This window comes from Erwinia sp. 9145, assembly GCF_000745075.1.
Lineage (GTDB): Bacteria > Pseudomonadota > Gammaproteobacteria > Enterobacterales > Enterobacteriaceae > Erwinia > Erwinia oleae.
In genome coordinates, this window is record NZ_JQNE01000001.1 from 446,858 (window position 1) to 460,284 (window position 13,427).

Below are 13,427 nucleotides of genomic sequence, written 5' to 3' on the forward strand. Positions count from 1 at the left end.
CGCCCCGTCGTGCGTTCAGGTCGCCGGGCCTGAACGCGCTGTGACGGAAGCCGGTGCCGGCTCTTCCCTGTCCCTTATCTGAGTAATACGGTCATTGTCGGCGCTCTCAGGTGCCGGTTCTTCGCTGTCCGTCACATCGGTGATGCGATCCTCATCAGCAATTTCCGGATGAGGCGGATGGTTTTCCGCCTGCGCCACGGCGGCACGCACCTTACTGTGTGCCTGGTAAATCTGATTAACCATTTTGTAGGTTAAACCAAAGGCGGCGGCGGTACCCGCGTTGTTGAACAGGCTTGAAAAAGCAGGCGAAACCTTGCCTTTCGTTATGGCGTTCAGAACCTGTTGAGCTGCAAGCGTGCTGCCGCTGGCGAAATTGTTCCAACTAAGGCGCGCCACCGAGTGATCCAACAGGCGCGCATAATCCTTCATTGGCAGCGACAGGGATAATTTCTGCCCATCGCCAACCTGTTTGCTGTCGTAGTGTTTACCGAGAAATGCATCGCCGGTTTCGATGACGGTATTGCAGGCAGCTCGAATACCCGAAACCAACGCGCCCATTTGGTGCAGTTCCTGGCCACTGAGTCGCTGACCGGAAGCGTCCCGAATTTCCGGGCCGGAAACGCTGTACCCCTCAGGAAGCGCCCGCTGGATTAACGCATCCTGGAGCATGCCCATTGCCAGCGTTGAGCAGGTGTACCAGGCGCCATTGGTGCTCATATTGTCATCGTTGACGCCGAAACTGGGCTTACCGTCGCGGGAGGCCACCGCGCTTCCTGTGGCATTCAGCGTTTCCCGCGCGGCGGCATAGCCCACATTGCGTATCTGCGAACTGAGGACGCGCGTAGTGAGCGCCGGATTTCCCGTTACCGCGCCGGCGACCGACAGGCCAATATTCATGAGTTCGGCCATCACCTGCTGTCCGCTGACGCGCTTCGAGTCGTTCTGATGCTGCGTCTGCATGGCCGTCCACAGTGCAGGTTTATCCTGCTTAATCACCGCCGCCTGGCTGGGACTCAGGCCGAAATGGCCGCGAACGGCAACCTCATTGTTCTGTGGGTCACGCGCCAGACGCGGTTCGCGAATGTAATGATGCGCGGCAATATTCGCCAGCGACAGCGCAACCTGCAAGCCGACCGCCGCCGCCGGGCTTTTTTCAACCATATGAGGCAGCATCAGGTTATAGGTTTCAATAAAGGCTTCTTCGCGCATCATGGTCGGTAAGCCGCAGGTGACCATCTGTTGCAGCGTATGTCCGCACAGCGCGCCCCATGCCTTATTTTGTAGCGGCGCTGCGGTAAATTTCGCCAGAGAAACGGCAGTGGCCTGGCCCTCTTTCCAGCCTTCCTTGCCCACGCATTTCGCACCTTTCCAGGCGAGATCTCCGGTGGTTTTCATCCCGCTCCAGGTATATTTCCCGCCCGTTTTCATTCCGCTCCAGGTGTATTCGCCGCCTTTTTTCATGCCACCCAGCACGCGTTCGCCGCCGTTTTTTGCATGTTTGAAGCCGCTGCCAGCCATTGACGCTGTATTGCCAGGCAGAGTGGAGAAAAATTGCGAAACGGCGCTGGCGACCCGTGCTGAACGAGGCGGCGGCGTCGCGGCCGGCGCTCCGCTCTCAAGGTCGGCATGTTGCCCGGTTGCGGTCATGGCAAAACTGCCGGTTGAATGCTGTACAGGATTGCTCATTGTTACCTCCCTGCTGAGTTGGCGATTTGTTTACGACGATCGAGGGCGATGCTCAGGGTCATAAAGTCTGCCAGCCAGGCGGCAAGCGCGTCGCCGTCAAGTCCGGAAGAATCCCAGCGACACACCAGGCACAGCGTGTCGCCCGAGAGGGCCAGCGAGCAGTGCGTGAGAACCTGAAGTTCACTGTTCGCTAACAAAAGCGGCTTCGCCTCAACGTCCTGAGAGAGTTGGAGAGCCAGCGGTGCAAGGAGGTGCAGGTGGCGTCCGTCGCCGTCAGCCAGCACGGAAATAGTTTTTTCCGACAGACGTAACTGGCAGGAACAGCCATCCTGAACATATTGAGAGGGCGATAAACGCAACTGCGTTACGGCCTGTTGCAGCAAAGAATAATGCCATTGCGAAGACACGGCCCGTTTTGCCAGGGCATCAATTCTGGCAGCATGTTGCTGCTGCCAGTCGGCGATCCACGGCGCCAGCGGCGCAGCAGCCGGTTCTTCGGGGGGTTGCGTTGCTCCCGCCTGCGCTGCGGAAAATGTTAAATCGATCAGGCAGGACGCTAAGCTGTTAAAATCATTAAGAATGTCTGCCAGCGCATCGGCATCGTCGACCTCATCCACCGCCAGTCGCCGGGTGAGTAATGCATTACCTTCCTCATCAACCGCCAGGCCGATGCCGTTCATCGTCATGGCAACATCATTGATGCGCAGGAGGGATTCGTACCAGAAGTCGGCGTGCAACGCGGACGGCTTGCGCAGGTAACCGGTTGCCAGCCAGAGCGGTACCGGCGTCGCCTGCTGGCACACCATGACGGCATGCAGCGCATCAAGCTTGATTAACCCGTTTTCGCTGAAGCGACGACAGGCATCCTCCGGGATAGCGAATTGCGCAGCGGTGGCGGTCAGCCACGGCCGCGCAGAGGAAGGCAGAGCGTTTTCAAGGCGTGCATCCGCAGGGTTCGCCCGGGGTTGCGCGGCCTGCCAGGCTCGTTCATTAATCGATTTGCATAACGCCCGCTGATCCATAACCACTCCTGCATCGTGACAAGCAATGGGAGTGGGTGAGTCATAAAACTGTCACAGTTCCTCCAGCGGGGGCAGGTATAAACAAACGGTATGGCAGCACGAGGAATAAGGCAGATTCAGGCGCCCAAACCACGCTGAGAGTAATAAAAAGTTATGCCCTTTCGGCACGTTTAAACACCAGTTCGCTGTCGCTGCTCTCAGCGGCTGAATATGCATAGCCGTCAACGTCAAATTTTTTCAGATCGGCTACCTTGCTCAGCCGGTGCTGAATAATAAAGCGGCTCATCAGTCCGCGCGCTTTTTTAGCGTAAAAGCTGATGACCTTGTATTTGCCGTTCTTCTCATCAAGAAACACCGGTTTAATAATCTGCCCGTTAACCTGCTTTGGCCTGAGGGCTTTAAAATACTCATCCGACGCAAGGTTGATTACTACCTCGTCGCCCTGTTCCGCCAGCGCCGCGTTCACCGCCTCTGTCAGCTTCTCTCCCCAGAAAGCGTAGAGATCTTTGCCCTGTGGATTCGCCAGACGGATACCCATCTCCAGCCGGTAGGGCTGCATCAGATCCAGCGGGCGTAGCAGGCCGTAAAGGCCGGAAAGAATGCGCAAATGCTGCTGGGCGAAGTCGAACTCTTTTTTCCTGAAGGTTTCTGCCTCAAGCCCGGTGTAGACATCGCCTTTGAACGCCAGGATCGCCTGCCGTGCATTTTCCAGCGTGAAGGGCGGCTGCCAGTCATTAAACCGTTCTGCATTGAGACCCGCGAGCTTGTCGCTGATTCTCATCAACGATCCAATCTGTGCTGGCGTCAGTTTACGCGCGACCTCAATCAGCTTTTGTGAATCATCCAGCAGCGCGGGCTGGGTAAACTGCCGTGTGGCCAGCGGGCTTTCAAAATCCAGCGTTTTCGCCGGAGAAATGACCATCAGCATGCCTGAGTCCTTATGTAAATGTGCCCGTGCGGGCGAAAGCGGAAAAGCGTTACTGTAGCAAAAAAGAGGTGGCAAGCGGCAAATCGCTGCCATAGCGATAAGCGACGCGGACGCGCCATGAAACGCTGACCTTGCGCGGCTTCCGACGCGTGATATTATCGCGGGCAGACCCTTTTGATAACTTCACTCTGATGAGAAAGGCCACCATGACGGATAAACTGACTTCCCTGCGTCAACTTACGACTGTTGTTGCCGACACCGGCGACATCGCAGCGATGAAGCTCTACAAGCCCCAGGACGCGACGACGAACCCTTCCCTGATCCTCAGCGCTGCGCAGATCCCGGAATACCGCAAGCTGATTGACGATGCGGTGAGCTGGGCGCGTGACCAGAGCAGCAACCGGGACGAGCAGATCCAGCACGCGGCCGATAAGCTGAACGTCAATATTGGTCTGGAAATTCTCAAGCTGGTGCCCGGCCGTATTTCGACTGAAGTGGATGCGCGCCTCTCTTACGACACCGAGGGCAGCATTAACAAAGCCCGGACGCTGATCAAACTCTATAACGATGCAGGCATCAGCAACGATCGTATCCTGATCAAACTCGCGTCGACCTGGCAGGGCATCCGTGCCGCAGAGCAGCTGGAAAAAGAGGGTATCAACTGTAACCTGACGCTGCTGTTCTCCTTCGCTCAGGCGCGTGCCTGCGCGGAAGCGGGCGTGTTCCTGATCTCGCCTTTTGTTGGCCGTATTCTTGACTGGTACAAAGCCAATACCGATAAAAAAGAGTACGCCGCGCACGAAGATCCGGGCGTGGTTTCCGTCAGCGAAATCTACAAATATTACAAGCAGCACGGTTATGAAACCGTGGTGATGGGCGCCAGCTTCCGCAACATTGGCGAAATCATTGAGCTGGCCGGCTGCGATCGCTTAACCATCTCTCCCGGCCTGCTAAAAGAGCTGGCAGAGAGCGAAGGCGCGCTGGAACGCAAACTGGCCTGGGCTGGCGACGTGAAGGCGCGTCCGGCGAAAATGACCGAGTCTGAGTTCCTGTGGCAGCATAACCAGGACCCGATGGCGGTGGACAAACTGGCGCAGGGCATTCGCAACTTCGCCGTTGATCAGGGCAAACTCGATAAGATGATTGCCGATCTGCTGTAAGCCTGACATGCCGCTGGTTTCGGCCAGCGGTTTTACCTCGCCTGGTACTTCCTGGTTATCACCTCAGCCCGCGCCCTCTCCGGCCGGGGATCGGGTAAAAAAATAATGAATACACTACGCATAGGATTAATTTCAGTATCCGATCGCGCTGCTAACGGCGTTTATCAGGATCAGGGGCTGCCCGCCCTGGAAAGCTGGTTGTCGCAGGCGCTGTCAACGCCGTTTGAACTGGAAAAGCGCCTCGTGCCGGATGAGCAGCCGATGATAGAGCAGGCGATTTGCGAGCTGGTGGACGAGCTTTTTTGCCATCTGGTGCTGACCACCGGCGGTACCGGCCCGGCGCGCCGGGATGTTACGCCCGATGCCACGCTGGCGATCGCCGACCGCGAGATGCCTGGCTTCGGCGAGCAGATGCGCCAAATCAGCCTGAACTTTGTGCCCACAGCGATCCTCTCCCGACAGATGGGCGTGATCCGCAAGCAGTCGCTGATTATCAATTTACCGGGCCAGCCGAAATCGATTAAAGAAACGCTTGAAGGCGTCAGGGATGCCGCAGGCAAGCAGAAGGTTCATGGCATTTTCGCCAGCATTCCTTATTGTATCCAGCTGCTTGAGGGGCCATATGTTGAAACAAATGAGAATGTGGTAGCAGCTTTTCGCCCCAAAAGCGCCCGACGCGAAACAAACGGCTAAAAAAAGAGAATTTCAGGCATAAAATCCAGCCTCGCTGGTGTATCGGTAAATGGACGGTATAGTAAAGCCAGCTTTACGGGCGCGCGTCAGCGTCTCATACCTTTTACTGTGGATATGCCTGAAAAATTATGCATCACGATAGCCATCGCCGCCTGAACCGACAGGATTACAAAACGCTTTCTCTCGCCGCACTCGGCGGCGCGCTCGAATTCTATGACTTTATCATTTTCGTTTTTTTTGCCGCGGTGCTGGGCGATCTGTTCTTTCCGGCAGACATCCCGGACTGGCTGCGTCAGCTGCAAACCTTTGCCATTTTCGCCGCAGGCTATCTGGCGCGCCCGCTGGGCGGCATCATCATGGCGCACTTCGGCGACAGCAAAGGGCGCAAAAAAATGTTCAGTCTCAGCATTCTGCTGATGGCATTGCCGACCCTGGCAATGGGCCTGCTGCCCACTTATCAAACAATCGGCATCGCCGCGCCGGTACTGCTGCTGTTGCTGCGCGTTTTGCAGGGCGCGGCGATCGGCGGCGAAGTGCCCGGCGCCTGGGTTTTTGTAGCTGAACACGTGCCCGAAAAGCGTATCGGCCTTGCCTGCGGAACGCTGACCGCCGGACTCACCGCAGGTATTTTGTTAGGCTCAGTGGTGGCGACGCTGGTGACCAGCACGATGTCGCCGCAGCAGGTGGCGGCAAACGGCTGGCGTATTCCCTTCTTTTTAGGAGGAATTTTTGGCCTGATTGCGCTCTGGCTACGGCGTTGGCTGCATGAAACACCGGTATTTGTCCGGATGCAGGCGCGTAAGGCATTGTCGGCAGAGCTGCCGCTGAAGGCGGTGGTGATGAAGCACAAAAAAGAGGTGGCGGTCTGTATGCTGCTGACCTGGCTGCTTTCCGCCTGTATCGTGGTGGTGATCCTGATGACGCCAACCTGGCTGCAAAAACAGTACGGCATTGCCGCTGAGCAGGCGCTTCAGGCAAACAGCCTTGCCACCCTTGCGCTGATCGCCGGCTGTATCAGCGCAGGCCTGGCCGCCGATCGCGTTGGCGCCAGCAAAACTCTCATTGTCGGCAGCGCGTTGTTAGCACTGTGCAGTTGGCTGTTCTATCACTCGGTGGGCACGCACCCGGAGATGCTGTTTGCCAGCTACGCGCTGGCAGGTTACAGCGTTGGCGTGGTGGGCGCGGTGCCTTACGTGATGGTGCGCGCTTTCCCGGCCGAAGTGCGTTTTACCGGCATCTCCTTCTCCTATAACGTGGCGTACGCCATTTTCGGCGGCTTGACGCCAATCTGCGTCACGCTGGTGATGGCGGTAACGCCGCTGGCACCCGCTTATTATATTCTCGCGCTGTCGCTTATCGGGCTGCTCACCGGCGTTTACCTGCGGCGCGACCTGAACAGCAGCGCGCGACTTATTCACGGATAAAAAAAAGCCCTGCGTAACCGGCAGGGCATTTTATTTCACAATGCAGGGCGCGTTTATATTTCGCCAGTCGGCAACTTTTTGCCGCCCAGCTGTTCGTTAATGACTTCTGCCATTGCCAGATAGATCGCGCTGGCGCCGCAGAGGATACCTTCATAACCAGCCAGCTTCAGCAGCGCCGCATTGCCGCTGATATTGCCGATTGCCAACATCGCGAACAGCAGCGTCAGGCTGGCGAAAACGAACTGCAACGCGCGGTTAGCGCGCAGCGTGCCAAAGAACATAAACAGCGTAAAGACGCCCCACAGCGCCAGCCAGACACCGAGGAATGCCGGAGGGGTCGGTTCTGCCAGTCCCATGCGCGGCAGGACTAAAATTCCCACCAGGCTCAACCAGAAGCAGCCATAAGAGGTAAAAGCGGTCAGGCCGAACGTGTTGCCTTTTTTATATTCCAGCAGGCCGGCAAAAATCTGTGCCAGACCGCCAAAAAAGATCCCCATGCTGACGATCACGGAGGTCAACGGGAAAAAGCCTGCGTTATGCAGGTTAAGTAAAACGGTGGTCATCCCGAATCCCATCAGGCCCAGCGGACCAGGATTCGCCAACTTCGTGTTATGCATATGTCCTCAGCGGAAACAGAAATAATAGAAAAGAGCGGTCAGTGACGTACAGGCATCGCCTGCCGCCGGATTAGCCAGCAGCGCGGCATCATAATGATCCGGGGAGGAGTAAACATTGATCTGGGAAATATAAAACGAAATATTTTTCGCCTTGCCCCTTGATGCGGGGGTGGATGGCCCCATCTTATTTGGCATCCAGGGTTATGGATATTGAAAAAAAGCGTGGCGACGACGGTTGAAACGGTCAAAACAGCCCGCATTAAGTGTGCATAACCTGATTTGAACCAAATTTAAGTGGGAGAAGTGTAGATGGGTAAAATTATTGGTATTGACCTGGGTACGACCAACTCTTGTGTCGCGATTATGGACGGCGGCAAAGCGCGCGTTCTGGAAAATGCTGAAGGCGATCGCACCACGCCATCGATCATCGCCTACACCCAGGACGGTGAAACGCTGGTTGGCCAGCCTGCTAAACGTCAGGCCGTGACGAACCCACAGAATACCCTGTTTGCTATCAAGCGCCTGATTGGCCGTCGTTTCCAGGACGAAGAAGTCCAGCGCGACATCAAAATCATGCCTTACAAAATCACCGGTTCTGATAACGGTGACGCATGGCTGGACGTGAAAGGCCAGAAAATGGCACCGCCGCAGATTTCTGCCGAAGTGCTGAAGAAAATGAAGAAAACCGCAGAAGATTACCTGGGTGAGCCGGTTACCGAAGCCGTGATCACCGTGCCTGCTTACTTCAATGATGCACAGCGTCAGGCAACCAAAGACGCAGGCCGCATCGCCGGTCTGGACGTTAAACGTATTATCAACGAACCTACCGCAGCCGCGCTGGCTTACGGTATGGATAAAGGCCAGGGCAACCGCACCATCGCGGTGTATGACCTCGGCGGTGGTACGTTCGATATCTCCATCATCGAAATCGATGAAGTAGATGGCGAAAAAACCTTTGAAGTGCTGGCGACCAACGGTGATACCCACCTGGGTGGCGAAGACTTCGACAGCCGTATGATCAACTATCTGGTGGCTGAATTTAAGAAAGATCAGGGTATCGATCTGCACAACGATCCGCTGGCAATGCAGCGTCTGAAAGAAGCCGCCGAGAAAGCGAAAATTGAGCTTTCTTCTGCCCAGCAGACCGACGTTAACCTGCCGTACATCACGGCGGATGCAACCGGGCCTAAGCACCTGAACATTAAGGTGACCCGTGCGAAACTGGAATCACTGGTTGAAGATCTGGTAACCCGTTCTATCGAGCCTCTGAAGGTGGCGCTTCAGGACGCAGGCCTGTCCGTTTCCGATATCAACGATGTGATCCTGGTGGGCGGTCAGACCCGTATGCCAATGGTGCAGTCGAAAGTTGCCGAGTTCTTTGGTAAAGAGCCACGCAAAGACGTTAACCCGGATGAAGCCGTTGCCGTTGGCGCGGCGGTTCAGGGCGGCGTGTTGGCCGGCGACGTGAAAGACGTGCTGCTGCTGGACGTTACTCCGCTTTCGCTGGGTATCGAAACCATGGGCGGCGTGATGACCTCGCTGATCAGCAAGAACACCACGATTCCGACCAAGCACAGCCAGGTGTTCTCTACCGCTGAGGACAACCAGTCTGCGGTAACCATTCACGTGGTTCAGGGTGAGCGTAAGCGCGCGGCGGATAACAAATCGCTGGGCCAGTTTAACCTCGACGGTATTCAGTCCGCACCGCGCGGTATGCCGCAGATCGAAGTGACCTTCGATATTGATGCCGACGGCATCCTGCACGTTTCCGCTAAGGACAAAAACAGCGGTAAAGAGCAGAAGATCACCATTAAGGCGTCTTCTGGCCTGAACGACGATGAGATCGAAAAAATGGTTCGTGACGCGGAAGCAAATGCCGAGTCGGATCGCAAATTCGAGGAGCTGGTGCAGATTCGCAACCAGGCCGATCATCTGTCCCACAGCACGCGTAAGCAGCTGGACGAAGCGGGCGATAAACTGCCGGCGGACGACAAGGCGCCTATCGAAGCCGCGTTGACCGAGCTGAATACCGCGCTGAAAGGCGAAGACAAAGCTGAAATCGAAGCCAAAATGCAGGCGCTGATGCAGGTATCCAGCAAGCTGATGGAGTTTGCTCAGCAGCAGGCTGCGGGCGGCGCGACCGACGCAGGCGATGCGTCTGCGAAGCAGGACGACGATGTGGTTGACGCAGAGTTTGAAGAAGTCAAAGACAACAAAAAATAATCGCCCTTGAGCGGGCACGGTGGCTCTGACCGGAGCCACTGATTAACCAGCACGGGCGCGGAGTTTCTCCACGCCCGTGCATGCATGTTAAGGGCAGGACCACCAGAATGGCGAAAAAAGACTATTACGAGATTTTAGGCGTCTCCCGATCGGCGGAAGAGCGTGAAATCAAAAAGGCCTATAAACGCCTGGCGATGAAACTCCATCCCGATCGCAATCCGGGTGACAAAGAATCGGAAGCCAAATTTAAAGAGGTCAAGGAAGCCTACGAAATTCTGACCGACGCGCAGAAGCGCGCGGCCTACGATCAGTACGGCCATGCCGCTTTTGAACAGGGCGGTATGGGTGGCGGCGGAGGCTATGGCGGCGGCGGCGCCGACTTCAGCGATATCTTCGGCGACGTGTTTGGCGATATTTTTGGCGGCGGTCGTCGCCAGCAGCGTGCGGCGCGCGGCTCGGATCTGCGCTACAACATGGAGCTGACGCTGGAAGAAGCCGTGCGCGGCGTGAACAAAGAAATTCGTATTCCCACGCTGGAAGAGTGCGACGTTTGTCATGGCAGCGGCGCAAAAGCGGGCACGCAGCCGCAGACCTGTCCAACCTGTCATGGTCAGGGCCAGGTGCAGATGCGTCAGGGCTTCTTTACCGTACAGCAGGCCTGTCCGACCTGTCATGGTCGCGGTTCGATCGTTAAAGATCCCTGCAACGCCTGCCACGGCCACGGCCGCGTTGAGCGTTCAAAAACGCTGTCGGTGAAAATTCCGGCGGGCGTGGATACCGGCGATCGCATTCGTCTTACCGGCGAAGGCGAAGCGGGCGAACACGGCGCGCCTCCGGGCGATCTTTACGTTCAGGTGCAGGTGCGTAAGCACCACATTTTTGAACGTGAAGAGAACAACCTCTATTGCGAAGTGCCGATCAACTTCATTATGGCCGCGCTGGGCGGCGAGATTGAAGTGCCGACTCTGGACGGGCGCGTTAAGCTGAAGGTACCCGCAGAAACACAGACCGGTAAGCTGTTCCGCATGCGTGGCAAGGGCGTGAAGTCCGTACGCGGCGGCGCGACAGGCGACCTGCTGTGCCGCGTGGTGGTTGAAACGCCGGTTAATCTCAGCGACAAGCAGAAATCGCTGCTGCGTGAACTGGATGAAAGTTTCGGCGGCCCGGGCGGCGAGAAGAACAGCCCGCGTTCGAAAACCTTTTTCGACGGCGTGAAAAAGTTCTTTGATGACCTGACGCGCTAGTTCAAACGCTGTAAACGACAAACGGGCGGCCTTCAGGCTGCCCGTTTTACTTATGCTTCCGTTAACGGACGATCTTCAGTTTGGCCGAATAAAGATGCCACTGCTCTGCCTCCGCGGACGCGCCAACGCCCCGGGCCACACGGTGCAGGGTATAACGTCCGTGAAAATGCTGCTGTTGGCCGCTCTTAAGCGTTGCGAAGACGTCGACCGGCACGTCGATCCAGCGCTGGCTCATGCCGGCGTCTGCGTTTTCAGCTTTACCGGTGATGACGCGCGTGTGGGCTGTCTGACTGAAGCCGTCGCGAAACTGTTTGCAGGTTTTTCCGCTTGCCTCTCCCGCCCGGCTCCAATACAGGTACGCTGAACGATACTCTTTATGTTCGAGCGCCGCATAATAGGCCTCCACTATCTGACGTGGATCGACCGGAGCGCTGCCTGCTGTGGTGGTCGAGAGGGCGGCGGTCAGGAACAGGGGGATCATTTCCTTTCCTTTTAACGGGTTGAGTGATGAATAAGGGTCAGGACTGACGAATACTATCGTTGATGCTGACGCCATTTGCAATCGACGGAAAACCGGCCGCCACCGCGCGCCACCATATAGAATGCCAGGAATGCCATCAGAATCGGATATTCGATTCCCCGATCGATCCACGGCCATGTAGGGCCGAGTGCCACGCTGATACCCACCATCTCGCCAGCAAAGATCATGGCTATGACGCGTGTCGCCAGGCCCAATACCAGCATCATGCTGCCGACCGTTTCCAGTAACATAATCAGAAAAGCCACCTGTGGCGCAAAGGGTAATCCCATGACATCACCGATAAGATGAATCGATCCTGCCATTGGATCACCCATGGAACCGTGTGAGGCGCCAAGCGCCTTAGGAAGGCCATGGGTAAAAAGAATAACACCAAAGGCGATGCGTAACAGGGCGTATGCAGCAGGTTCAAATTGCGCTGCCCGGCTGGCAGCCTGGCTGTAAACATTCTGCGCATAATTTTTCATCACGTTCTCCTTTCCTTTCGATGCGTCGGGCCATTATTGAGCCGTGGTAGATGACGGTGTATTGACGTGGCGCTGCCACGCATGGGCAAGGAACCCGGCCAGGGTGCCGAGGGTTGCCGCAAGCCCAAGGTCAAAGAGCGCGCCAGGTGAGGGAGGCAGATGCGCAGCAAACCAGGCAACCAGTCCGAGAAAGAAAGCCAGCAGGTTATTGAATACAGGCGCTCTGGCCAGTGAGAGAGCGATCGCGGTGATCACCACGACCACCACGCTGATGGCGTAAGCACCGAGTAGCGGACCAAGAACAGGTAACGCGTTGGCGGCGGCGATGCCCAGTAACAACCCGATTAATACACAGGCAAGATTGACCAGACCGCTGCGCAAATTTAAACCGCGCGTGAAAAAAGCGATCCAGCCGATGAACATCGCCCACACCGGCACCTCAAATACCAGCGTCCCGATCGTAGCGGCTGATGAGGCGACGAAAGACTCGCCCAATACAATCCTGAGATGTTTACCCCAGCCGTTATTTACCATGGTGAACGACTCCCTTTTGACGGGGTGATAACAGGTCGCCCATATGAATGCGGCGCAGAAACTCTGCCCGGATACGGTCGGCCACGGCATTAACGACGGCACAGCCATCATCGGAAGGATCGATATGTACACGAAAGGGTCGGTGACCAAAAGGCGTATCGACCACGTCGACGATGGCGCGCGCGACGCTGGCCGGATCGGCATCGGGCGGCTCACAGGCGGCGAGATTTTTCAGAACGTCATCCGGCAACCCGGCAGTGGGGCCTGTATCATATTCGCCCTGCCGCGCGGTATCGGCGGGTTCGCCGGCGTGCAGGAAATGGTTTGTGCCACCGGTAAATGCGCCCGGCACGACAATACTGGTTTCGATACCCCAGGGCGCCAGTTCGGCCGCATAGCTGACCGCCAGGGCGTCCATGGCTGCTTTGGCCGCAAAATAGGGGGCCAGCAGGGGAGGCGTGCCGCCACGATGGCTTGTACTTCCGACCCAAACCAGCAATCCCTGCGCCTGACGCCGCATGACGGGCAGGGCAGCGCGATTAACCCGCTGTGCGCCAAGGACGTTAATGTCATAGAGTTGGGCAAATTGTTCTGGCGTGAAGGCTTCCGCCGGGCCGAATGCCATATGCCCGGCATTATGAACAACCACATCCAGGCAACCGTTCTCATTCACAATATTCGTGATGGCCGCAGCGATGGAGGTTTCAGACTGTACGTCGAGTTCAACCGTGCGGAGATCCACCGCATGATCTGTGGCCCACCGGGTAATGTCGACCACGCGTTGCGGCCCTGCGTTTCGCGCATTGATGCATAGACGACGTGTCCTGCCCCGGCAAGCGCACGTGCTGCCATCAGCCCAAAACCCGATGACGCACCCGTAACCAGTATGGT

Annotated in this window: 13 protein-coding genes; 5 read left to right on the forward strand and 8 right to left on the reverse strand. The window is 56.8% G+C overall.

From position 1 onward, the window contains the following. Positions 1 to 15: 15 nt before the first annotated feature. From FA91_RS02275 to yaaA, 3 genes are all read right to left on the reverse strand, one after another. Complete coding sequence (locus tag FA91_RS02275; RefSeq protein ID WP_051936963.1) at positions 16 to 1,686, reverse strand: hypothetical protein; 1,671 nt, start codon at positions 1,684 to 1,686, stop codon at positions 16 to 18. Positions 1,687 to 1,688: 2 nt separating this feature from the next. Continuing rightward, positions 1,689 to 2,708, reverse strand: a complete 1,020-nt coding sequence (locus FA91_RS02280; RefSeq protein ID WP_034912155.1) for a hypothetical protein — start codon at positions 2,706 to 2,708, stop codon at positions 1,689 to 1,691. A gap of 151 nt (positions 2,709 to 2,859) precedes the next feature. Next, positions 2,860 to 3,636, reverse strand: coding sequence for a peroxide stress protein YaaA (yaaA, locus tag FA91_RS02285; protein WP_034912156.1), 777 nt, complete (start codon positions 3,634 to 3,636; stop codon positions 2,860 to 2,862). Between the two features lie 206 nt (positions 3,637 to 3,842). Here yaaA and tal point away from each other — a divergent pair, with 206 nt between their 5' ends. The 3 genes from tal to FA91_RS02300 all read left to right on the forward strand — a co-directional run bounded on the left by tal (position 3,843) and on the right by FA91_RS02300 (position 6,913). Beyond that, complete coding sequence (gene tal / locus FA91_RS02290; protein WP_034912157.1) at positions 3,843 to 4,796, forward strand: transaldolase; 954 nt, start codon at positions 3,843 to 3,845, stop codon at positions 4,794 to 4,796. A gap of 105 nt (positions 4,797 to 4,901) precedes the next feature. Then, positions 4,902 to 5,489: a molybdopterin adenylyltransferase gene (gene mog / locus FA91_RS02295; RefSeq protein WP_034912158.1), complete on the forward strand. Its 588-nt coding sequence runs from the start codon at positions 4,902 to 4,904 to the stop codon at positions 5,487 to 5,489. A gap of 128 nt (positions 5,490 to 5,617) precedes the next feature. After that, positions 5,618 to 6,913, forward strand: a complete 1,296-nt coding sequence (locus FA91_RS02300; RefSeq protein ID WP_034912159.1) for an MFS transporter — start codon at positions 5,618 to 5,620, stop codon at positions 6,911 to 6,913. A 53-nt stretch (positions 6,914 to 6,966) separates the two neighbouring features. Here FA91_RS02300 and satP read toward each other — a convergent pair whose 3' ends face one another. Beyond that, positions 6,967 to 7,530, reverse strand: a complete 564-nt coding sequence (gene satP, locus FA91_RS02305) for an acetate uptake transporter (protein ID WP_034912161.1) — start codon at positions 7,528 to 7,530, stop codon at positions 6,967 to 6,969. A gap of 309 nt (positions 7,531 to 7,839) precedes the next feature. Here satP and dnaK point away from each other — a divergent pair, with 309 nt between their 5' ends. Together dnaK and dnaJ are read left to right on the forward strand one after the other, a co-directional pair. Further along, positions 7,840 to 9,753, forward strand: coding sequence for a molecular chaperone DnaK (gene dnaK / locus FA91_RS02310; RefSeq protein WP_034912162.1), 1,914 nt, complete (start codon positions 7,840 to 7,842; stop codon positions 9,751 to 9,753). 107 nt (positions 9,754 to 9,860) lie between these two features. Beyond that, positions 9,861 to 10,997, forward strand: coding sequence for a molecular chaperone DnaJ (gene dnaJ, locus FA91_RS02315; RefSeq protein WP_034912164.1), 1,137 nt, complete (start codon positions 9,861 to 9,863; stop codon positions 10,995 to 10,997). 61 nt (positions 10,998 to 11,058) lie between these two features. Here dnaJ and FA91_RS02320 read toward each other — a convergent pair whose 3' ends face one another. From FA91_RS02320 to FA91_RS02335, 4 genes are read right to left on the reverse strand one after another with little or no spacing between them, the layout of a single operon-like run. Next, the gene (locus FA91_RS02320; RefSeq protein ID WP_051936965.1) at positions 11,059 to 11,478 is read right to left on the reverse strand and encodes a hypothetical protein; all 420 of its coding nucleotides are present in this window, start codon (positions 11,476 to 11,478) and stop codon (positions 11,059 to 11,061) included. 53 nt (positions 11,479 to 11,531) lie between these two features. Further along, a complete protein-coding gene (locus FA91_RS02325; RefSeq protein ID WP_051936967.1) occupies positions 11,532 to 12,002 on the reverse strand; it encodes a DoxX family protein in 471 nt (156 codons plus the stop codon). Between the two features lie 33 nt (positions 12,003 to 12,035). Continuing rightward, positions 12,036 to 12,536 (reverse strand): DUF1097 domain-containing protein, encoded by a 501-nt coding sequence (locus tag FA91_RS02330; protein ID WP_034912165.1) that lies wholly within the window; start codon positions 12,534 to 12,536, stop codon positions 12,036 to 12,038. Continuing rightward, positions 12,526 to 13,314 (reverse strand): SDR family NAD(P)-dependent oxidoreductase, encoded by a 789-nt coding sequence (locus tag FA91_RS02335; RefSeq protein WP_231566744.1) that lies wholly within the window; start codon positions 13,312 to 13,314, stop codon positions 12,526 to 12,528. The genes FA91_RS02330 and FA91_RS02335 overlap by 11 nt, the downstream gene beginning before the upstream one ends. Positions 13,315 to 13,427: the final 113 nt, after the last annotated feature.

Excerpts from the sequence above, each read along its gene's own strand:
- FA91_RS02275 (WP_051936963.1), bottom strand. The coding sequence starts at position 1,686 with ATGAGCAATCCTGTACAGCATTCAACCGGCAGTTTTGCCATGACCGCA.
- FA91_RS02280 (WP_034912155.1), bottom strand. The coding sequence starts at position 2,708 with ATGGATCAGCGGGCGTTATGCAAATCGATTAATGAACGAGCCTGGCAG.
- yaaA (WP_034912156.1), bottom strand. The coding sequence starts at position 3,636 with ATGCTGATGGTCATTTCTCCGGCGAAAACGCTGGATTTTGAAAGCCCG.
- tal (WP_034912157.1), top strand. The coding sequence starts at position 3,843 with ATGACGGATAAACTGACTTCCCTGCGTCAACTTACGACTGTTGTTGCC.
- mog (WP_034912158.1), top strand. The coding sequence starts at position 4,902 with ATGAATACACTACGCATAGGATTAATTTCAGTATCCGATCGCGCTGCT.
- FA91_RS02300 (WP_034912159.1), top strand. The coding sequence starts at position 5,618 with ATGCATCACGATAGCCATCGCCGCCTGAACCGACAGGATTACAAAACG.
- satP (WP_034912161.1), bottom strand. The coding sequence starts at position 7,530 with ATGCATAACACGAAGTTGGCGAATCCTGGTCCGCTGGGCCTGATGGGA.
- dnaK (WP_034912162.1), top strand. The coding sequence starts at position 7,840 with ATGGGTAAAATTATTGGTATTGACCTGGGTACGACCAACTCTTGTGTC.
- dnaJ (WP_034912164.1), top strand. The coding sequence starts at position 9,861 with ATGGCGAAAAAAGACTATTACGAGATTTTAGGCGTCTCCCGATCGGCG.
- FA91_RS02320 (WP_051936965.1), bottom strand. The coding sequence starts at position 11,478 with ATGATCCCCCTGTTCCTGACCGCCGCCCTCTCGACCACCACAGCAGGC.
- FA91_RS02325 (WP_051936967.1), bottom strand. The coding sequence starts at position 12,002 with ATGAAAAATTATGCGCAGAATGTTTACAGCCAGGCTGCCAGCCGGGCA.
- FA91_RS02330 (WP_034912165.1), bottom strand. The coding sequence starts at position 12,536 with ATGGTAAATAACGGCTGGGGTAAACATCTCAGGATTGTATTGGGCGAG.